Here is a 20883-nt window from a genome sequence, read left to right as displayed (position 1 = left end):
ACTGCAATCTAGCTTCTGAGTGAGCGACCAGTAATTTCTAAAAAGACATCTTCAAGACTTCGAGTATGTGTATTCAAACTCAGAATCAATACTCCTTGCACCGCAAGTTCTGCACTTAATTGCGCAATTGCTGCTGGTGTAATACCAACACCTAAGGTATAGGTGTTAGGCCGAACAGCGCGTACCTCCAATGCTTGCATGCCTGAGGTAGCAAGATCGAGATCTTTATCAGTTTCAAACTGCATATGTGGATCATGACCGCGTCGTAATTGAGCTGGTGGGCCTTGCATCACGATCTTGCCGTGATCCATAATAATGACCTCATCTGCAAGACTTTGTGCTTCATCCATGAGATGAGTCGTCAAAATGACAGTCACACCATCGGCTCGCAGCTGGCGAATCAGCGTCCATACCAACAGGCGCGATTGTGCATCCATACCTGCGGTTGGTTCATCTAAAAACACCAGCTTTGGCCGCGTAATAATCGCCAGTCCTAGACTTAAGCGCTGACGCTGACCACCAGAAAGTCTGCGGTAGGTGGTGCTGCGAACGTTCGTTAGCCCAAGTAACTCCATTAACCACTCTGGATCCAGTGGATCTGCAGAATATGAAGCAGATAGCCGCAGCATTTCTTCAACTCTGATACCTGAATACGAACCAGAATCCTGCAGCATGATGCCGACTTGGGCGCGTACCTTATCTGGTTCTGTAACTGGGTTAAGCCCAAGGACAGAGATAGTACCACTGGTAGGTTTTTGAAAACCCTCACACATTTCAATGGTGGTGGTCTTACCAGCGCCATTTGGCCCCAATAAGGCAACGATAGTGCCTGACTGCACACTCAAGCTGACATGGTTCACGGCTACCTTTGAGTGAAAGGCTTTGACGACGTCGTGAAGCTCGAGGACAGGCACGGTAGGTGTTGAAGAAGTCACAGTGGTCTAGTGTAGGCCAACTATTCCCCGTTTTCGTAATATGACATACGAGAACACCATAATCAGTATCCATCCAAGGATCGATGCAAGATAAATAGAAAGTATAGTGTCGGGCGGCAATCCAAGACCACGTGGCAAAATGAAGAAACTTAACAGTGTGGAATAGAGGATTACTGCAGACCGAAAGAATGGTCGATTCGCCCATGCTGCGAGTGGCAAAATTGCCCAGAGTACGTACCAAGGATGTACCACGGGGAAAAAGACCACCATTACAAGTGAAGATACACCCAGTGCACCGACTGGATGAATACTACCGCGATAAGTCGCAAATAACATGCGAACTATAAACGATAGAGTAATGGCTACGCCAAGAGTGCGTGTGACGACGAGCAGAGCATCAGTATGGTCACCAAGTTGAAGCTGCATGCCGAACCACCCGAAAATTACACCGACGGCGGTGGAAAACGACATCCATGATCGAATGGTGACAGCACCGCCTTGCACGGTCAACCAGCCAAGCGAAATGCCGGTAAACCAAGTCATCATCAAGACCGAGACCACCAACAGAACAACTTGCGCCACGATAGCTATGAGCCAGGCAATAATATGCGATCTGCCAAGATTACGCAGCGCATGGGCAATAGCGATACCAGTAAATCCAAGCCCTAAAAAGCCCGTCACTTTGACCATACCTGCACAACTAATCAAGAAACTACTGGCAGTGAGATACAGCACAGCGCGTCGACGCGCAAAAACATTGAGATAATCAACGCTACGCAACCCTAATTCCACACCAGCAAGCAACAATCCCAATAAAATCGATTCATTATGAATACCGCCAATAAGGTGCAAAATTGTCAACGGATTTAAAACTCCAAGCCACAATGAGGCTTGTGGGATCACGTAGCAGCGTCGCGACAGATGCACCACCGCCCAGCCAGCTAATGCGACACCTAATATTGCAAATAATCGGTGCATAATGACGCTGAGCACAATGTTATTGGATGTGATTTTCGCAATCGTTGCGGCAAGACCTAGCGCCACAGGACCATAGGGAGAAGGGGAGTGCGCCCAAATAAAAGGCACTGAGCGCGCTAACGCATGTTCAGTACCTAATAAATCCACAGGACCAGCACTGTACGGGTCATGACCCTGGAGAATTAATGCACCGTTGGCAAGATATGAATAGATATCTTGGGTAAACATTGGCGCACTGACGAGCAACGGCAAACTCCACGCCAAAAATGTGCGCTTGATAACAGACATGCTGATCACGCCATGTTTTGATTGTTGATGTCGTAACGCCACTCCAGTAAAAGGAGCCATAATCAACCATGCGAACACCAAAAGCCCGACCCCGACGAAACAGATCACTGTAGAGGTCTGCAGCATTCGGCCAAGTAAGGACCCAACCGGGTTTAAATGATACGGGGATTCGACAACCGGAAGCGCTCCGGCACCAAGTGCTCCAAGCCCAATCATAACCGCACCTAAAGTGCCTAACCAACGAATAAATGCAAACCGACGCAATTCCTGATAGCTCAAGGTCGGCAGTACAAAATGGCCAGTAAATGAACCTTGCGCGCCAACTGTATCGGATTCACGCAAGGTAATGCCGCCATTGCGGATAGGGGTGAGAAGGTCGACACCAACAGCAGTTTTCACCCATCCAGACGCATGATCGTAGCGGCTTAATGCATCTCCAAATTCATCTTCAACGCTATGCAGACTCGCGGCATGCTGCCCTGGAGTTCCAAAGCGCGACAACAGTCGGCGTTGCGGCTGTGTAGATGGGTCTGACTGGCTCACATGTGCAATAGTACTGCTCAACTCTCTTAGAATCCACGATGACACCCATGCACTCTGGCAACATTTACGATCTATACAGCGTTCTATACGGCACCGTGCGGGAAATGCGATGCTTAGCCTTGAAATGCTCGAAACACATCGTCACGATGCCATTGCGCCATTTGTCTCCTTGTAACCGTGCAACACTGCCGATCAAAGCAGTTTGTTTCCTAACGGTATTCTGAACTGCAAAGAGGTCGCAATGAGTATCCATGTCGGGCACTACACCCTTAGTTACCCCATTTTGATTGCACTCAACCCGAGAACACGTCCGAATAGTTTTGAACATCACGAACGCGCAATCATCACATCTAAGCTATATAGGCTGCCCTAAATAAACGAGGTGAGAGCGATAGGGAATTTTCCAGCTTGAAAGTTCGTCTATAATTAAGTAACACTAATGTTGTCTAAAAGGTGTTTTCCTTTTTTGACGGCTGTACCAAAGTATGAAACTCAAGGAGGTGAGAATGTTATGAGAAAAGAGCATGCAGAGTCTCGAACTACTGACGGTGAAACCCGTCGTGCCATCATGATGAGCTTGCTTCAACATGGCAGTCTTACAGCAACTCAACTGAGCCAGACGCTGAACCTTTCAGCTGCAGGTATTCGCCGCCATCTAGACATTCTTGTGGATGAAGGGCTTGCTGAACCGGCTCCACCACGACGACTCACTCAGGGTTCTCGTGGTCGCCCAGCAAAAGAATTTCGGCTCACACATGCAGGCAAACGCCAGTTTGGTCACGACTATGATGGCTTAGCAGCCCTTGCGCTTTCTGCGCTGAGGGAAACTGGTGGTGATGAAGCGGTGAAGGCTTTCGCTCGTAAACGTGCTGAAGCAATTGTCGCAAATGTTCATGTTGAAGAAGATGACGAGGATTCGCTGAGTAAAGCTGCAGAAGCATTAGTCACCGCGTTTAGCAATCAAGGATATGCAGCTACCATCACCAATGTTGGTCAAGGCGTGCAGATTTGTCAGCACCATTGTCCAATTTCTGAAGTCGCTGCTGAGTTCCCCGAACTTTGCGCTGCAGAACATGAAGTAATTGCCAACCTACTTGGCCATCATGTGCAACCATTAGCGTCAATTGCCAATGGTCACAGCGTGTGTACTACAAATATTCCACTGACCCCCATCCGGAAACAATAAAAGCGATAACGCCTTTACCAACAAGCTTGAAAGGAGCTAGGTATATGACCCAGGCGCCCCCAGCGGCAGGAGTTAGCAATCCTACGACCGACGATGAGATCATTGAATCAATCGGACCATATAACTACGGTTGGCATGATTCTGATGCTGCCGGACAGGCAGCACGCCGTGGACTCAATGAAGATGTCGTCCGCGATATTTCCGCCAAAAAGAATGAGCCAGAATGGATGCTCGAACTGCGTTTGAAGGCTTTGGGCATCTTTGATAAAAAACCGATGCCAACATGGGGTGCAGATCTTTCTGCTATCGATTTCGACAGCATTAAGTACTTCGTTCGTTCTACCGAAAAGCAAGCTACCAGTTGGGATGAGCTTCCAGAAGACATTAAAAATACCTATGATCGTCTGGGCATTCCAGAAGCTGAAAAGCAGCGCTTGGTTGCAGGTGTTGCTGCACAATACGAATCTGAAGTTGTGTATCACCAGATCCGTGAAGACTTAGAACGTCAAGGTGTCATCTTCCTAGACACAGACTCTGCGTTAAAAGAGCACCCAGAATTATTCCGTGAGTATTTCGGAACAGTGATTCCAGCTGGCGATAATAAGTTCTCTGCCTTGAATACTGCGGTATGGTCTGGTGGGTCATTTATCTACGTGCCAAAAGGTGTGCACGTCGATATTCCGCTGCAGGCATACTTCCGTATTAACACCGAAAACATGGGCCAATTCGAGCGCACCTTGATCATTGTTGATGAAGACGCTTATGTGCATTATGTCGAAGGATGTACCGCTCCTATTTACAAGTCCGATTCCTTGCACTCTGCAGTAGTCGAAATCATTGTGAAAAAGGGTGGCCGCTGCCGTTATACCACCATCCAGAACTGGTCGAATAACGTGTATAACCTGGTCACCAAGCGCACCAAGTGCGAAGAAGGTGCAACCATGGAATGGGTCGATGGCAATATCGGCTCCAAGGTTACGATGAAGTACCCAGCTGTTTGGATGACGGGTCCACACGCAAAGGGCGAAGTTTTGTCTGTCGCATTTGCTGGTGAAGGCCAGTTCCAAGACACAGGCGCCAAGATGGTACACATGGCACCATATACCTCTTCGAATATTGTCTCGAAGTCGGTTGCCCGTGGTGGTGGACGTGCTGCATACCGTGGCTTAGTTCGCATTAATGCCAATGCACATCATTCGACGTCAAACGTAGAATGCGACGCGTTGCTGGTAGATAATATTTCACGCTCTGATACCTACCCATATAACGACATTCGCAATGATCACGTTTCGTTGGGTCACGAAGCAACCGTGTCACAGGTTTCAGAAGAACAGCTGTTCTACTTAATGTCTCGTGGTATTGCAGAAGACGAGGCTATGGCAATGATTGTGCGTGGTTTCGTGGAACCAATTGCGAAAGAACTTCCGATGGAATACGCATTGGAGCTCAATCGCTTGATCGAATTGCAGATGGAAGGATCGGTGGGTTAATTATGACTAACATTGTCAAAAACGCAACTCCACATAATAACAAGGGAGACGTCTTTACTTCCTTTGCAGTCGCAGATTTCGACGTGCCAAAAGGTAAAGATGAAGTCTGGCGCTTCGTACCGCTTCGTCGCCTGCATGGGCTTCACGACGCTACGTTCGCAGCCCCAGTTGCACCTCAGCTGCAGGTTGAAATTCCAGCTGCTGCAGTCGGTGTCACAACCGCAGTCGTTGCCAAAGATTCCGAGCATGTTGGTATCGCTGGTGCACCAGTGGATCGCGTTGGCGCTCAAGCTTTCGAAGCAGCTCAAGACGTAACCTATGTGCAGTTTGCCGCGCAAAGCATCAACAAAGAACCAGTCATCATCACAGTAACTGGCCAAGGCATGGAAAACACCACCTTTGCCCATATTGTGATCGAAGTATTGCCAGAGGCAGAAGCTGTCGTTGATTTACGCTATGTTGGTTCAGGTATTCACGCCGACAACGTTGAGTTTGTCGTTGGAGATCATGCAAAACTGACTGTTATTGTTGATGCCTCCTGGAATGACGACGCAGTTCACCTTAATGGCCAAGTTGCAGTTCTTGGTCGCGCTGCAGTTTTGCGCCACTCTGCCGCAATTTTCGGCGGCGATGTTGTTCGTATGATTCCACGTGTTCGTTTCACCGCTCCTGATGGCGATGCTGAAATGCTTGGCGTGTACTTTGCAGATGACGGACAGTTCTTCGAACAGCGTTTGCTGATCGACCACGCTGTACCAAACTGCCGCTCAAATGTGCTGTATAAGGGCGCATTGCAGGCAGATCCAAACTCTGACAAACCAGAAGCCCACACCTCTTGGGTTGGCGATGTCTTAATTCGTGCAGGTGCACAAGGCACCAACACCTATGAAGCCAACCGTAACCTGGTCTTGACTGAAGGCGCACGTGCAGATGCCGTGCCGAATTTGGAAATTGAAACTGGCGACATTGCAGGTGCTGGTCACGCAGCTACTGTTGGTCGTTTCGATGACGAGCAGGAATTCTATTTGCGCTCTCGCGGCATTCCAGTTGCAGAAGCTCGCCGCTTGATCATTCGCGGCTTCTTCTCTGAGGTCATTGGCCGCATTCCTGTGGCTGAGATTCGCGAAACTTTGGAATCGCGTGTGATTGCAGAACTTGAAACACTGCAAGCCCGCTCGTCGCAAAGCAGCTAAGTCTGACTGCTTGTCCCACACACTGTCACTTCATATTTAATAAGGAAAAATTCAATGAGCACTTTGGAAATCCGTAACCTGCATGCCCAGGTGATTCCATCTGATGAAAATGCTGAGCCAAAGCCAATCCTCAAGGGCGTAAACTTGACCATTCGCTCCGGTGAAACCCATGCAATCATGGGACCAAATGGTTCTGGTAAGTCCACCTTGTCCTATACCATTGCAGGCCACCCACGCTACGAAGTCACCGAAGGTGAAGTTTTGCTCGATGGTGTGAATCTACTCGAGCTTGAAGTTGATGAGCGTGCACGCGCTGGTCTGTTCTTAGCAATGCAGTATCCAACTGAAATCCCTGGCGTTTCTATGGCAAACTTCTTGCGCAGTGCAGCAACTGCTGTGCGCGGCGAGGCTCCAAAACTGCGCGACTGGATGAAAGAAGTCAATAGCGCGCAAGAGCGTTTGCTCATTGACAAAGCATTCGCGCAGCGTTCTGTGAACGAAGGTTTCTCCGGTGGCGAAAAGAAGCGCCACGAGGTTTTGCAGCTTGACCTGCTGAAGCCAAAATTCGCCGTGATGGATGAAACCGACTCTGGTCTCGATGTTGACGCATTGCGTATTGTTTCGGAAGGCATTAATCGTTACCGCGACGAAAACAATGGCGGCATCTTGCTCATCACGCACTACAAGCGCATTTTGAACTATGTTAAGCCAGATCACGTGCACGTGTTTGCTGATGGCCGTATCGTAACTTCCGGTGGACCAGAACTTGCAGACGACCTGGAAGCAAACGGTTACGATCGTTACTTGGCATAAACTGCTTGTTGTTCGCGTTTGATCCGAAAGAAAGATACACCAATGTTTTCACAAGCTGACGGCACACTCGATACCACAGCAATCCGCAATGAGTTTCCGATTCTGCAACGTACGGTACGCGGAGAGAAACCATTGGTGTATCTCGATTCCGGAGCAACTTCGCAACGACCATTACGGGTGTGGCAAGCCGAAGAACAATTCGTCTTCCACACCAATGCGCCTGTACATCGAGGCGCATATCAGTTGGCAGAAGAAGCCACCGATGCTTATGATCAAGCACGTGCCGCGATTGCCGCTTTTGTTGGCGCAGATCCAGCCGAGCTGGTCTTTACCAAAAATGCCACCGAGGCATTAAATCTTGTTGCCTATGCCTTAGGCGATCAACGTGCTGGAAAATATGCGGTAGGACCTGGCGATACTGTTGTCGTCACAGAACTCGAACATCACGCAAACTTAATTCCATGGCAAGAGCTTTGCCGACGCACGGGCGCAACGTTGCGCTGGTTAAAATCAACCTCTGATGGTCGCATTGACACTGAATCTCTAGATTTCGACCAAAGTGTCAAGGTTCTAGCCTTTACACATCAGTCGAATGTTACCGGTGCCATCGCAGACGTCGAAAAGCTGGTGGCAAAGGCTCGTGCTGTTGATGCACTCGTGGTACTTGATGCATGCCAATCAGTACCGCATATGCCAGTTAATTTCCATGCCCTGGATGTAGATTTCGCTGCATTTTCTGGACATAAAATGCTCGGACCTACCGGCGTCGGCGCGCTCTATGGCAAAGCCGAATTGCTGGAACAATTGCCACCATTTTTAACTGGTGGCTCCATGATCGAAATCGTCACCATGGAACATGCAACTTATGCGTCACCGCCAGAGCGTTTTGAAGCTGGCACGCAAATGACCAGCCAAGTTATTGGACTCGGTGCTGCTGTGAACTTTTTAACCGAAGTTGGGATGGATCGCATTGCGGCTCATGAACATGCGCTGACTGCCTATGCGTTGGAACAACTTAGCAATGTGCCTGGGTTAAAGATTGTAGGGCCAACAACTGCCACACAACGTGGCTCGGCAATTAGTTTTACGCTTGCTGGCGTGCATCCACACGATTTGGGCCAGGTTCTTGATGAACATGGTGTGTGTATCCGAGTTGGACATCACTGTGCGTGGCCGATTCATCGTTGTTTAGATGTACAATCAACTGCGCGTGCGTCATTTTATTTGTACAACACGTTTGCAGAAGTTGATGCGTTAGTGCAAGCTATTCAAGCTACTTTAGAATTTTTCGGCATCACACACAGTCAGTAACGAGCACAATCTCAGGACATTAGTTTTTATGAATCTTGAATCGATGTATCAAGAAGTGATCTTGGATCACTACAAACACCCAAGTCATGCCGGGTTGCGTGATGATTTTCAATCTGAAGTTCACCATGTGAACCCTTCATGCGGCGATGAACTTACCTTACGCCTCCACTTGTCTGAGGATCAGCAGACCATTACTGATATTTCTTATGACGCACAGGGATGTTCGATTTCACAGGCATCTACCTCCGTGATGACAGATGAGATTATTGGCAAGCCATTAGATGAGGCACTTGGCAAGCTTGAAGAGTTTGAAAAGATGATCACCTCTCGTGGCACCTATGCTGGTGATGATGAAATTATTGGTGATGGCATAGCGTTTGCTGGTGTTGCGAAGTATCCAGCACGTGTGAAGTGCGCACTTTTAGGTTGGAAAGCATTTCAAGCAGCAGTATCTGAAGCAGTGAAGGAACAGTCATGAGTGAACATAACGAGCACAACGAGCATAACGCTGACGAGCCAGAGAAGACCATCTTGGATCATGCTGAAGCTGCACGCCAGGCAGCGGCAGACCGTCCTGAGCAAAGCCCAGAAGACCAGGCTAAAGCATTTGATATTGAAGAATATCTTCGCGATGTGATCGATCCAGAGCTGGGTATTAACGTGGTTGACCTTGGCTTGGTCTACGATATTTGGATCGATTCCGTTGGTGAAGCACATGTTAATATGACCCTTACGTCACCTGCATGTCCACTAACTGATGTGATTGAAGATCAAGCCCAGCAGGCCGTCGTGGGTAATAATGTGGTATCCAAACTGCATCTGCACTGGGTGTGGTTGCCAGCTTGGGGTCCACATATGATTACTGAAGAAGGCCGCGAACAACTGCGCGCTTTGGGTTTCTCGGTCTAAACCATAGTTTTTAAGAGAAAACACTTGTGTGTGTTCTCAAGCTTGTTGCGAACCGTCTGCGTGAGAGTCAGCATGCAGGCGGTTTTCGCTGTTGTGTGCATCGCCTACCGCAACCGTCTGAAAAGATGAGTTGCCGCTGTGAAACTGATAGGATAACCCTTCGTGATTGTGACTTCTGATTTTGAAGTACGAGTTGGTGCTCGTACCTTGCTCAATGCCCCTGGCCAACATCTGCGCGTTCAACCTGGCGATCGCATTGGTCTGGTGGGCCGCAACGGTGCTGGTAAAACCACAACCATGCGTATTCTAGCGGGGGAGACTGAACCGTATGGTGGCAGCGTGATTCGCTCAGGATCATTAGGCTATTTGCCGCAGGATTCACGCGAAGGCAATATTGAGCAAACCGCGCGAGAACGCGTATTAAGTGCGCGTGGCCTAGATACCATTCAGCGCAATATGGAGCGCCAACAAGAGATCATGGAAACCACCCTAGATGATCGCAAGCGAGATCAGGCAATTAAAAAATATGCCAAGCTTGAAGAGCGGTATCATGCACTCGGTGGTTATGAAGCAAATTCAGAAGCTGCCCAAATTTGCGATAACCTCGGCTTACCGGCCCGTATTTTAGATCAGCAACTCAAAACTTTATCTGGTGGTCAGCGTCGTCGCGTGGAACTTGCTCAGATCCTCTTCGCAGCTTCTGCCGGCTCTGGTAAATCCGAAACCACATTGCTTCTCGACGAGCCCACCAACCACCTCGATGCCGATTCGATCCAGTGGTTGCGCGGTTTCTTATCGAAACATGAAGGTGGCTTGATTATGATTAGCCACGATGTTGATTTGCTCGAAGCCGTCTGTAATAAAGTATGGTTCTTAGACGCTGTTCGTGCCGAAGCTGATGTCTACAATATGGGCTATAAGAAATATCTTGATGCTCGAGCAACCGATGAAGCACGCCGTCGTCGAGAGCGCGCAAATGCTGAAAAGAAAGCAGCTGCGCTGAAAGATCAAGCTGCACGTCTGGGTGCGAAAGCCACCAAAGCTGCCGCGGCAAAGCAGATGCTTGCTCGTGCTGAGCGGATGATGGGCCAGCTTGATGAAATTCGCGTGGCTGATCGTGTTGCGCATATTAAGTTTCCAGATCCAGCGCCATGCGGTAAAACGCCTTTGCATGCAACTGGGTTGACGAAAATGTATGGCTCTTTGGAAGTCTTTGCTGGTGTCGATCTTGCGATTGATAAAGGTTCACGCGTGGTTGTGCTTGGCTTTAACGGTGCTGGTAAGACCACCTTATTAAAGCTTTTAGCTGGTGTGGAACGCACCGATGGGGAAGGCGGCATTGTTTCAGGACATGGCCTAAAAATTGGCTATTTTGCACAGGAACACGACACCATCGATCCAGATAAAACGGTATGGGAAAATACCGTAGCTGCGAGTCCAGAAGCTGATGAGCAAGATTTACGCGGTTTACTAGGTGCATTTATGTTCTCTGGTGATCAACTGCAACAGCCAGCGGGAACCTTATCAGGTGGTGAAAAAACTCGTTTGGCGTTAGCTGGTTTGGTCTCTTCCAAGGCAAATGTGCTGCTACTCGATGAGCCAACCAACAACCTCGACCCGGTCTCACGTGAACAAGTACTTGATGCTTTGCGCACCTATCAAGGTGCGGTGGTACTTGTGACACACGATCCTGGTGCAGTTAAGGCCTTGGAGCCTGAACGCGTGATCGTGCTACCAGATGGTGACGAAGATCTATGGAGTGATGAGTATATGGAGATCGTGGAGTTGGCCTAGACTCGACAGTATGAAACAACACTCTCATAATTGTGCTCTTTGCACACGATGGGCTGAACACCCATATCGAAAATTCTTGTTAGGGTATCTGGCCCTCGATATCTTCAGCAAACTCGTTGCCTGGCATTTTCTGTATCATTTGCCTGCCGAGAAGATTCGTGGTTCGAAAAAGAAGTGGTTGCTAATCACGTGTATCGATTTCATCGGTGTACCGTGGTTTTTCCTCAAAGGTATTCGTTACCGCAAGCAATAACATACGCGGTATTCCTGCATCATTTCTATAACCCGTTCTCATATGCGGTACACAAACGCCAACACCGAGGAGTACAAAGATCTGTGCTCCTCGGTGTTGTATTAGGGCAAGCAGCCGTGATTAGTTTCTAAAACCATGCACTGGTGCAGGGATATATCCGCCACGGGAAATGAATTCATCATTTCCAACGGTGGAAACCTCAATGACTGGTGCATAACCTAAGAGGCCACCGAAATTCACTTCATCACCTGGAACTGTTCCAGGTACTGGAATCACGCGCACAGCGGTGGTTTTATGGTTCATCACGCCAATGGCAGCTTCGTCAGCGATCATGCCTGAAATCAATGCTGCAGAGCTATCACCTGGAATTGCCACCATATCCAGTCCCACTGAACAAATAGCAGTCATGGCTTCGAGTTTGTCAATCGAAATACTGCCAGCACGTACTGCGTCGATCATGCCTTTATCTTCCGATACTGGGATAAACGACCCTGAAAGTCCGCCAACACGTGAGCATGCCATCATGCCACCTTTTTTCACCGCATCATTGAGCAGCGCTAATGCCGCTGTAGTGCCGTGGGTGCCGACCTGCGAGAGTCCCATATGTTCAAGAATATGGGCCACACTATCGCCTAATTCAGCAGTCGGTGCTAATGAAAGATCTACAATGCCAAACGGTACGCCCAAGCGTTGCGACGCCATTGTGCCAACCAGTTGGCCGGCACGAGTAATCTTGAATGCGGCTTTCTTAATAGCTTCTGCGACTTCGTCCAAAGAAGCACCGTCGAGATTGCCCAATGCTCGATTGACCACACCTGGGCCAGAAACACCAACCGATACCACACAGTCTGCTTCTTCAACGCCGTGGAACGCACCTGCCATAAATGGGTTATCACCAACGGCATTGGCAAATACTACGAGCTTGGCGCAGGCGATTGCAGAACGATCTTTGGTTAATTCTGCAGCTTCTTTCACAACAGTTCCCATCAGGGCAACTGCATCCATATTAATGCCAGCTCGTGAGGAGCCAATATTGACCGACCCGCACACAATATCTGTTTCGCTTAATGCTTGTGGAATCGAACGGATCAGACGTTCATCACCTGGTGTCATGCCTTTTTCTACCAGTGCTGAATAACCACCAATGAAATTCACACCAACTGCTTTGCCTGCTGCATCCAGTGCCCGGGCGATAGCAATTGGATCACCTGCCACTGACTGTGCAATAAGCGAAATTGGGGTGACAGAGATGCGCTTATTGACAATTGGAATGCCCAGCTCACGTTCAATTTTTTCGCACTCCGCCACAAGGTCTTTCGCCTTGGTGGTGATCTTGTCATACACTGCCTGGCAGGTTTGATCCATATCACCGCGCACACAATCAAGCAGGGAAATACCCATGGTCACTGTGCGAATATCGAGACGATAGTGCTCAATCATCTCGATGGTTTCCAAAATAGAGGACGTTGAAATATTAAAATCCATAATCGCCAAGCCCGCTTAGATGGTATTCATTGCTTCGAAAATGGCTTGCGATTGAATGCGAATGACTAATTGTTGCTCGCGTTCAACCAGCGCCATGGCTTCTTGAATCGCGGTGATATCCAGCTTGGTCTCATCAAACGAGACATGCAAAATCATCGTAAAATAGCCATCCATCAAGGTCTGTGAAACATTGTTGATGTTGACTTCAAGAGTGGCCAAAGCGGTAGAGACGGCGGCAATAATGCCGGTGTGATCTGCACCTGTAACAGTCATAATCGCAAACATGAACTCCATGTTACAACTGTTTGTTCACACTGGCCTAACTTCGAACCGACCCATCAACGCAATACTAGCGTTGCTGCCCAGGCTCAAACCCACGAGCGTAGTCTAAAAAGTTCCGCAAAATTTGATGCGCATGAGAAGAATCATGTGCTTGCAGGGAAGCAACAATTGTGGAGAAATCTTCTGGCGAAAAATAGCCATAATCCATAAAAAAGCGCATCCGACGTTCGGTGCCAAGCGCATCCATTTCCAAATGAAACTGACTTGCCCACACATGTTCCCGATACCGAATAAACTGATACGGGCAGGTTGGGCCACTCGCGAGCACCTGAACTTCAGGCCCAAGCGTTGCCACTGATTCACGATGCCCTGTAAAGGCTGTGAATGTCCGTGGGATATTGTGCAATAAAACGTCGTCGGCAAGCACTTCGACCTCAGTTGGACTGGTTTGCTCAGGATGCTGCTTATCGACGCTGCCACCAGTCAAAAGAGCCAACAATCCAATACCAAAGCAGATTAAAAATGTTGGCTTGCCACTGTGAATAATCTCATTGACTTTGGTATGCACATACTGCTGGTATTCCGAATACGTCTCATCGGTGATATTCAACGAGCTGCCGCCAATCACAACGCCGGCATATGGGGCTAGGTCAGGAATCGCAACCGATTGGTCTGACACTACAATGTGATCAAAATCAGTTGCTTTATAACCAGTAGTGCGTAAGAGATCCTGGAATTCTGATTCAGCAACCTTTGGTCCAAGTTCACCTGATCGAAGGGAAAGAAAGAGTAAGTCAGCCATAAGGATTTTTATTCTAGCCTGTTCTGTCTACTGACGGCGAACGCTGCCTTCTACAATATCTAAAACCGCATCGAGATCTTTAACCGAGGCACCAGATGCAATTCGAGTAATAAATCCATCTAGCATGGTTTCCAAATAGGTATGCAGTACTTCGATCGAAACGTCGTCACGCAAGCCGCCATATTTCGCTTTAGCAGTTAAGCGTTCTAGCACGGCATCGTCGAGAATTTTTTGATGATCCAGCCATCGAGCGCGAAAACTTGCATCAGTGCGTAGCATTGAGGAAATTTCGAGCCTGGTGGAAAGCCAATCATATTTATCTGGGTAGGTAATCATGTCGCGCATGACTTCGACAAGGCCGTGATCAGCTACAACTGCCGCCATTCGTGATGCGTCTTCGCGAGCAAGCGCAAGAAAGAGGTTTTCTTTATCACTGAAGTGGTGGAAAATTGCACCTCTGGATTTCCCAGTAAATTCTTCCAAACGCCGCACCGTTGCGCCTTCGTAGCCATATTCAGCAAAACATTTCCGCGCACCATCAAGAATTTCTTGGCGACGTTGGTTCAGTTCAACATGTGAAACAACTGGCATGGTGGTATGTTCAACCTCCTTCCAATGTACAAAAGTATAGCAATAGAGCAACAGGGGCTGAAAACCTGCAATTGGTTTTGAGCCCCTGGCTACAACGACAGTCCATCATCATCATAAATACGACGATGGGCTGTCACTACACAGTAGATTAAGACTGTGCCATATTCCGCAGCACGTACTGCAAGATACCACCGTTGCGGTAGTAGTCAGCCTCACCTGGTGTATCGATACGAACAACTGCGTCGAACTCAACAACATCGCCGTTGGTCTTAGTTGCGGTGACATGAACAGTCTTCGGGGTAATACCCTCGTTCAATGCTTCGATACCGGTGATATCGAAGGTTTCGTGACCGTCCAAACCAAGGGACTCATGGGTTTCACCAGCAGGGAACTGCAGTGGGATGACACCCATACCGATCAAGTTCGAACGGTGAATACGCTCGAAGGATTCGGTAATAACTGCCTTGACACCCAACAGGTTCGTACCCTTTGCCGCCCAGTCACGAGAAGAACCGGTACCGTATTCCTTACCGCCGAGAACGACCAACGGAATACCAGCAGCCTTATAATTCTCACAAGCGTCGAAGATAAATGCCTGTGGTGCATCTTCCTTGGTGAAGTCCAAGGTATAGCCACCGGCGATATCGACGAGCTGGTTTTGCAAACGGATATTTGCAAAGGTACCGCGCATCATCACTTCGTGGTTACCGCGACGAGAGCCCAAGGAGTTGTAGTCTTGGCGTGCCACACCGTTGGCATCCAGATATTGTGCAGCTGGAGTACCAGGCTTAATGGAAGAAGCAGGGGAGATGTGGTCAGTGGTGACAGAGTCGCCCAACTTTGCCAACACGCGTGCACCCTTGATGTCTTGGACAGGTTCTGGAACCATGGTCATGCCATCGAAGTATGGTGCCTTGCGGATGTAGGTCGAAGACTCATCCCATTCGAAGGTCTTACCAGTTGGGATCTGCAATGCTTGCCAAGAAGCGTCACCTTTGAATACGTCAGCATAGTCAGCTTCGTAAAGTTCACGAGAAATAGACTCAGCAATAGTTGCTTCGATTTCTTCAGTGGATGGCCAGATGTCCTTCAAGAACACATCGTTGCCATCTTGATCTTGACCCAGTGGCTGAGTGTCGAAGTCGAAGTCCATGGTGCCAGCGATTGCGTATGCAATCACCATAATTGGCGAAGCCAGGTAGTTCATCTTCACATCTGGGGAGATGCGGCCTTCGAAGTTACGGTTACCAGACAACACTGCGGTTGCAGTCAGGTCATGCTCGTTAATTGCTGCAGAGATTTCTTCTGGGAGTGGACCGGAGTTACCGATGCAAGAGGTACAACCGAAACCTGCGAGGTAGAAGCCAAGTGCCTCAAGATCCTTCCACAAATCTGCGCGCTGGTAGTAACCATCGACAACCTGAGAGCCTGGAGCACATATGGTCTTAACCCAAGGCTTTGCCTTCAGACCCTTAGCTGCAGCCTTACGAGCAATCAAACCAGCACCAACCATCACCGATGGGTTCGAGGTGTTGGTGCAAGAGGTGATCGATGCAATGGCAACCATGCCGTGATCAAGGGTGAATTCGCCGCCATTTGGTGAGGTCACGACCACTGGACGGGAGATACGACCTTCTGCGCCAAGTGCTGCAGACTCGCCGTTACCTGCACGAGAAGAGTTATAGTTTGCCTCGAAGTTACCGGAAGCCTTAACTGGAGCAACGGTTTCGGTATCAGAGGTGTAGTTTGGCAGATCCTTGCGGAACTGTTCTTTTGCAGCAGACTGCAAAATGCGGTCTTGTGGACGCTTTGGACCAGCCAAGGAAGGTACCACGGTGGACAAATCAAGTTCGAGGTACTCAGAGTACTCAGCTTCTGGAGCGTCTTGCTCCAGCCACATGCCCTGAGCCTTTGCATATGCTTCGACCAAAGCAATTTGCTCTTCTGGACGACCAGTCAAGTGCATGTACTTGGTGGTTTCTTCGTCGATTGGGAAGATCGCACAAGTCGAGCCGAATTCTGGAGACATATTACCGATCGTTGCACGGTTTGCCAGTGGAATAGACTTCACACCATTGCCGTAGAACTCAACGAACTTCTGCACTACGCCATGCTCGCGCAGCATCTCAGTAATCGTCAGCACAACGTCGGTAGCGGTTACACCAGCAGGAATTTCACCGGTGAGCTTAAAGCCAACAACCTTTGGAATAAGCATGGAGACTGGCTGGCCAAGCATTGCAGCTTCAGCCTCAATACCGCCAACACCCCAACCAAGAATACCGAGACCATTTTCCATGGTGGTGTGAGAGTCAGTACCAATACAGGTATCTGGGTATGCCAAACCATCGTTATCAAAGACAACGCGTGCCAGATACTCAATATTTACCTGGTGCACAATACCGGTTCCTGGAGGAACCACGCGGAAGTTCGAGAAGTTTTCAGCACCCCAACGCAGGAACTGGTAACGCTCTTCATTGCGCTCGTATTCAATTTCAACGTTTTGCTTCAAGGATTCAGCCGAACCAAAAGCTTCCACAATCACGGAGTGGTCAATGACCATCTCAGCTGGATTCAGTGGATTCACCTGATCTGGGTCGCCACCTAAAGTCTTGACAGCTTCACGCATCGTCGCGAGGTCGACAACGCAAGGAACGCCGGTAAAGTCTTGCATCAACACACGTGCAGGCGTGAACTGAATTTCAATGCTTGGTTCTGCTTGTGGATCCCACTGCGCAATTGCCTGAATATGTTCAGCAGTAATATTTGCGCCATCTTCAGTACGCAGCAAGTTCTCACCGAGTACCTTCAAAGAATATGGCAGTTTTTCCATACCTGGCACAGCTTGCAACGCGAAGTAGTCATAGGACTTCTCGCCAACTGTAAGCGTGCTCTTGGCGTTAAAAGAGTTCTTGCTCTCTGACACGTTGAGCTCCATTTCCTCGTCCAGACAGATAGTCTTGATTCCAATTACTTGTCTGAAAGTATGTAAGTGTAAAAAATTCTATTTCCGCATAGGAGTGCGGGATTTCGCGCTCGAATATAAAGCGATACACTTCATGATCGTCGCCTGACGCACATTCTAACAGTACAACCGTTCTGTAAAGTAATAAAAACCACTTTTTTTGAAAATTTTTTCCACACTTCCCCCACGTTCGCACAGATAAACAGCCATGCCTAACCTAAGTCATTTACCAATCCACCAAAATATACATGCCCTGACATGCAGGTTTTTGAAACATTGCACATTTACGTAAAAATCATCAATATTTCAAACTTGGCCACATCCGAAAGATAGGGACAAAAGTTTACCCACAGCAGGGGGTATAATGTAAACGCAACGCTTCAACCTCACGCCACATCGACCACCTTGAAAGAATGAGTTATGTTACCTCCAGGCATTTCGCCAGACACACTTCTCCAAGAGCTCAAACATGACGGCATCGCCATGGAAGTGGCCCATCCCGACCTTGAGGCGGCGCTCCATACAACAGTTACAGACCTTGCCACCCAGCCAAACGATATTGGCATCGTTATTCTCGATCACACGCCAACACATACACCACAACTACGCGACCTTGCGCAGCACATGCTTGATCACTCAACCTATGAACTTGTCATAGTACGAACGCCTCACTCTGCTGCAGTAGTCTCCCATGGACACTCACGCGCAATGCTCGAGCAAGCGCAACATAGTCTAGTTTCCAGCCCTGACTATATAGATGGATTTCGACAATTCATACTTGCCATCCATCAAGAATCAACAGGTCTCCAGCTTTGGCCACTGGTAGTCCTAAGCATAATCTGCGTAATGGCTTTGACACTTATAATCTGGCAGTCAAGGTCTAGAACTTAACTGCAATTAACAATGTAGAGCTCTGTTTACATAACGACGCGCCGATAATTCTTAAAGTGTATTGCAAATCACACTATAGATACTTTTAACCCAAAGTTCCTTGTCAAGTACATAATTATATCTAAAGTGACCTCTGTGACTTGTGGGAATAAAAGAAATTTAAGTGGATATAGATTTCAATGTGGTCTATGGTTTGAATAACGACTCATGAGTCGATTCTAGAAACTTGACTAACATGGTTTCTGACTATTTACCTCAAATTGTTGCGCCTGTGGGGAAGCAAGTTGCGGCATAAGAGGATCAAATAGTCTTTATGCCTATTTTGAACAAGGAGTCCTTGTGCACAAATTTGTTCGCGCAATCGCACTTGCTGCCACAATCGCGTGTGTATCGTCGTTACACCCGATTTCATTAGCACAGCCAGCGAACCCATCTGATCAAGAGCTCTCACAAGCCCACACTCAGCTTAAGGCTAAAGAAAGTTCTTTGGCAGAACTGAGTTCCGTCATCGTGCAAGCCGATAAGGCAATTGCAGATGCCGAAATGACTATGGGTAGTCTTCGTGAACAAGTAAACAAAGCACTTGTTGATCTCAGTGAAGCTGAACAGGCTGCACAGCAGGCTCGTGATGCAGTCGGCCAGGCGCGTGGCGATTTGGAAAACACGCAAACCAAGATTGTGCACGCTCAGCAGACTCTCGATGAGATTTCTCGTTCCGTGTATCGACAAGGTTCGACAAAAATAGTGGGGGATATTAGCGGTAAAAATACCAGTAAAGATGCACTGGATCGCCAAACCCTTATTCGTACACAAATTGCAGAACAGCGTAAAGCAGTTGACGATCTAGATTTGTTGCGTACGCGCCAGGCAAATCATGAGTCAGAATTGCGTGCGCGCAAAATTGTTGCCGAGAAAAAAGAGCAAGAAGCTGTTCGTGCGAAAGAAGCTGCTGAACAAGCAATTGAAGAAAACTCTGCGCTGCTTGCAACCAAGCAGCAAGAATATCAGCAATTGCTTGAAGAACGCGCAGCTGCACAGTCTCAACTTGATATTGCAAAAGCGACAGCTGAGCAGTTAGAAAGCCAACGCGCCGAATACGATGCGTATCAACAAGCAGAGGCTGAGCGGGTAGCTGCTCAAGAGGCTGCACGTCTTGCGCTAGAGAAGCAACAACGCGCTGAGGCGGAAGCGAAAGCTAAAGCAGAGGCTGAAGCACGTGCAGCAGAAGCAGCTCGCCAGGCAGCTGCAGCCGTTGCTCAAGCGAAAGCAGAGCAAGAACGTCAAGCTGCTCAGGCAAAGCAAAAAGAGGCAGAACAACTCGCTCGTCGCGCTGCTGAAGCCGCTCAAGCGGCGCAGGCACAAGCAGCTGCAGATAAGGCAGCTCAAGAAGCTGCAGCGGCACAACAGCGTGAAGCTGCAAAACAAGCTGCTCAGGCATCGACTGAGTTGGTACAGGCTCTCGCTGCAGCAGCAGAAGCATCAACTCCAACTGCCGCAAATGTACCTGCAGCAGCGGCGCCTAGTGATCAGGATACATCTCAGCAAACACCTTCAGTTGCAGATGCTGCAAAGATAGCGGAAGACATTTATGTCACGTTGGAAGATGCCACGAACAATGCAGCAAGCACGTCTACACCTGATGCAGAACCAAACACTGCACCTGATGCAGCACCAAGCGAATCAACACCTGATACAGAGCCACTTGTCGATGGTGATCGCAATGCTCGGATTGAAGCAGTCATTAGTCGTGCACTGAGCCAAGTCGGCACACCATACGCCTGGGGTGGTGGCAGCCTGAACGGTCCAACGAAGGGCATTAAAGATGGTGGCACAGCCGATCGTCATGGCGACTATTCAAAAGTCGGTTTCGACTGCTCCGGCTTAGTACTGTACGCATTCGGTGCCGCAGGATTGAAATTGCCTCATTACACCGGCTATCAATATCAGCACGGTACGAAAGTGAGTCCAACAGAAATGCAGCGTGGCGACTTAATCTTCTACGGACCAAATGCTGAGAATCATGTGGCCATTTATATTGGTGATGGTCAGATGGTTGAAGCACCACAATCTGGTTCAACGGTTCGAGTTGCGCCTGTGCGTTGGGGCGGTATGAGCCCATACGTCGTTCGTTTACTCTAATGATCTCTTGATTTTGTACAATCTCCTCAATTGCTAAG

At 48.7% G+C, this 20883-nt stretch carries 18 protein-coding genes; 11 read left to right on the top strand and 7 right to left on the bottom strand.

Features of this window, described 5'->3' with window-relative positions:
- Nucleotides 1–8: 8 nt before the first annotated feature.
- Both NXS99_RS01875 and mptB read right to left on the bottom strand, forming a co-directional pair.
- Complete coding sequence (locus NXS99_RS01875; protein ID WP_259286980.1) at nucleotides 9–935, bottom strand: ABC transporter ATP-binding protein; 927 nt, start codon at nucleotides 933–935, stop codon at nucleotides 9–11.
- Between the two features lie 6 nt (nucleotides 936–941).
- On the bottom strand, nucleotides 942–2744 hold the full coding sequence (mptB, locus tag NXS99_RS01870; protein WP_259286979.1) for a polyprenol phosphomannose-dependent alpha 1,6 mannosyltransferase MptB: 1803 nt from the start codon (nucleotides 2742–2744) through the stop codon (nucleotides 942–944).
- 511 nt (nucleotides 2745–3255) lie between these two features.
- On the opposite strand from mptB, the gene NXS99_RS01865 reads away from it, so the two are divergent.
- From NXS99_RS01865 to NXS99_RS01825, 9 genes are all read left to right on the top strand, one after another.
- A complete protein-coding gene (locus tag NXS99_RS01865) occupies nucleotides 3256–3930 on the top strand; it encodes a metalloregulator ArsR/SmtB family transcription factor (protein ID WP_259286978.1) in 675 nt (224 codons plus the stop codon).
- Between the two features lie 44 nt (nucleotides 3931–3974).
- Nucleotides 3975–5420 carry a Fe-S cluster assembly protein SufB gene (gene sufB, locus NXS99_RS01860; RefSeq protein ID WP_259286977.1) on the top strand — a complete coding sequence of 482 codons (1446 nt, stop codon included), beginning with the start codon at nucleotides 3975–3977 and terminating at the stop codon, nucleotides 5418–5420.
- Between the two features lie 2 nt (nucleotides 5421–5422).
- On the top strand, nucleotides 5423–6613 hold the full coding sequence (gene sufD / locus NXS99_RS01855; RefSeq protein WP_259286976.1) for a Fe-S cluster assembly protein SufD: 1191 nt from the start codon (nucleotides 5423–5425) through the stop codon (nucleotides 6611–6613).
- A 54-nt stretch (nucleotides 6614–6667) separates the two neighbouring features.
- On the top strand, nucleotides 6668–7426 hold the full coding sequence (gene sufC, locus NXS99_RS01850; RefSeq protein ID WP_259286975.1) for a Fe-S cluster assembly ATPase SufC: 759 nt from the start codon (nucleotides 6668–6670) through the stop codon (nucleotides 7424–7426).
- Nucleotides 7427–7468: 42 nt separating this feature from the next.
- Entirely contained in the window at nucleotides 7469–8737 is a 1269-nt protein-coding gene (locus NXS99_RS01845; protein ID WP_259286974.1) for a cysteine desulfurase, read from the top strand.
- A 28-nt stretch (nucleotides 8738–8765) separates the two neighbouring features.
- On the top strand, nucleotides 8766–9215 hold the full coding sequence (gene sufU, locus NXS99_RS01840; protein WP_259286973.1) for a Fe-S cluster assembly sulfur transfer protein SufU: 450 nt from the start codon (nucleotides 8766–8768) through the stop codon (nucleotides 9213–9215).
- Nucleotides 9212–9646: a metal-sulfur cluster assembly factor gene (locus tag NXS99_RS01835; protein ID WP_259286972.1), complete on the top strand. Its 435-nt coding sequence runs from the start codon at nucleotides 9212–9214 to the stop codon at nucleotides 9644–9646. Before sufU ends, NXS99_RS01835 begins: the two co-directional genes overlap by 4 nt.
- Nucleotides 9647–9808: 162 nt before the next feature.
- Nucleotides 9809–11440, top strand: coding sequence for an ABC-F family ATP-binding cassette domain-containing protein (locus NXS99_RS01830; protein WP_259286971.1), 1632 nt, complete (start codon nucleotides 9809–9811; stop codon nucleotides 11438–11440).
- A gap of 10 nt (nucleotides 11441–11450) precedes the next feature.
- Nucleotides 11451–11693, top strand: coding sequence for a hypothetical protein (locus tag NXS99_RS01825; RefSeq protein WP_259286970.1), 243 nt, complete (start codon nucleotides 11451–11453; stop codon nucleotides 11691–11693).
- A gap of 120 nt (nucleotides 11694–11813) precedes the next feature.
- Here the strand turns inward: NXS99_RS01825 and NXS99_RS01820 are convergent, their stop codons facing one another.
- The 5 genes from NXS99_RS01820 to acnA all read right to left on the bottom strand — a co-directional run bounded on the left by NXS99_RS01820 (nucleotide 11814) and on the right by acnA (nucleotide 17776).
- Nucleotides 11814–13178, bottom strand: a complete 1365-nt coding sequence (locus NXS99_RS01820) for a PFL family protein (protein WP_259286969.1) — start codon at nucleotides 13176–13178, stop codon at nucleotides 11814–11816.
- Nucleotides 13179–13193: 15 nt separating this feature from the next.
- Nucleotides 13194–13463: an ACT domain-containing protein gene (locus NXS99_RS01815; RefSeq protein WP_259287110.1), complete on the bottom strand. Its 270-nt coding sequence runs from the start codon at nucleotides 13461–13463 to the stop codon at nucleotides 13194–13196.
- A gap of 64 nt (nucleotides 13464–13527) precedes the next feature.
- Nucleotides 13528–14262, bottom strand: coding sequence for a glutamine amidotransferase-related protein (locus tag NXS99_RS01810; RefSeq protein WP_259286968.1), 735 nt, complete (start codon nucleotides 14260–14262; stop codon nucleotides 13528–13530).
- A gap of 27 nt (nucleotides 14263–14289) precedes the next feature.
- Nucleotides 14290–14853, bottom strand: coding sequence for a TetR/AcrR family transcriptional regulator (locus tag NXS99_RS01805; RefSeq protein ID WP_259286967.1), 564 nt, complete (start codon nucleotides 14851–14853; stop codon nucleotides 14290–14292).
- A 148-nt stretch (nucleotides 14854–15001) separates the two neighbouring features.
- Nucleotides 15002–17776, bottom strand: coding sequence for an aconitate hydratase AcnA (gene acnA, locus NXS99_RS01800; protein ID WP_259286966.1), 2775 nt, complete (start codon nucleotides 17774–17776; stop codon nucleotides 15002–15004).
- Nucleotides 17777–18235: 459 nt separating this feature from the next.
- Here acnA and NXS99_RS09170 point away from each other — a divergent pair, with 459 nt between their 5' ends.
- A complete protein-coding gene (locus NXS99_RS09170) occupies nucleotides 18236–18706 on the top strand; it encodes a DUF6676 family protein (RefSeq protein ID WP_396124795.1) in 471 nt (156 codons plus the stop codon).
- Between the two features lie 339 nt (nucleotides 18707–19045).
- The gene (locus NXS99_RS01795; RefSeq protein ID WP_259286965.1) at nucleotides 19046–20845 is read left to right on the top strand and encodes a DIP1281 family NlpC/P60 protein; all 1800 of its coding nucleotides are present in this window, start codon (nucleotides 19046–19048) and stop codon (nucleotides 20843–20845) included.
- Nucleotides 20846–20883: the final 38 nt, after the last annotated feature.

The organism is Corynebacterium sp. HS2168-gen11, from assembly GCF_024834075.1.
Classification (GTDB): Bacteria; Actinomycetota; Actinomycetes; order Mycobacteriales; family Mycobacteriaceae; genus Corynebacterium.
This window is presented reverse-complemented; position numbering and strand designations above follow the sequence as displayed.

What these genes read in the sequence shown, in the direction of transcription:
- NXS99_RS01805 (WP_259286967.1), bottom strand. Translation starts at nt 14,853, where the DNA reads ATGCCAGTTGTTTCACATGTTGAACTGAACCAACGTCGCCAAGAAATT.
- NXS99_RS01865 (WP_259286978.1), top strand. Translation starts at nt 3,256, where the DNA reads ATGAGAAAAGAGCATGCAGAGTCTCGAACTACTGACGGTGAAACCCGT.
- NXS99_RS09170 (WP_396124795.1), top strand. Translation starts at nt 18,236, where the DNA reads ATGTTACCTCCAGGCATTTCGCCAGACACACTTCTCCAAGAGCTCAAA.
- sufC (WP_259286975.1), top strand. Translation starts at nt 6,668, where the DNA reads ATGAGCACTTTGGAAATCCGTAACCTGCATGCCCAGGTGATTCCATCT.
- NXS99_RS01820 (WP_259286969.1), bottom strand. Translation starts at nt 13,178, where the DNA reads ATGGATTTTAATATTTCAACGTCCTCTATTTTGGAAACCATCGAGATG.
- NXS99_RS01825 (WP_259286970.1), top strand. Translation starts at nt 11,451, where the DNA reads ATGAAACAACACTCTCATAATTGTGCTCTTTGCACACGATGGGCTGAA.
- sufU (WP_259286973.1), top strand. Translation starts at nt 8,766, where the DNA reads ATGAATCTTGAATCGATGTATCAAGAAGTGATCTTGGATCACTACAAA.
- sufB (WP_259286977.1), top strand. Translation starts at nt 3,975, where the DNA reads ATGACCCAGGCGCCCCCAGCGGCAGGAGTTAGCAATCCTACGACCGAC.
- NXS99_RS01845 (WP_259286974.1), top strand. Translation starts at nt 7,469, where the DNA reads ATGTTTTCACAAGCTGACGGCACACTCGATACCACAGCAATCCGCAAT.
- NXS99_RS01810 (WP_259286968.1), bottom strand. Translation starts at nt 14,262, where the DNA reads ATGGCTGACTTACTCTTTCTTTCCCTTCGATCAGGTGAACTTGGACCA.
- sufD (WP_259286976.1), top strand. Translation starts at nt 5,423, where the DNA reads ATGACTAACATTGTCAAAAACGCAACTCCACATAATAACAAGGGAGAC.
- NXS99_RS01815 (WP_259287110.1), bottom strand. Translation starts at nt 13,463, where the DNA reads ATGTTTGCGATTATGACTGTTACAGGTGCAGATCACACCGGCATTATT.
- NXS99_RS01835 (WP_259286972.1), top strand. Translation starts at nt 9,212, where the DNA reads ATGAGTGAACATAACGAGCACAACGAGCATAACGCTGACGAGCCAGAG.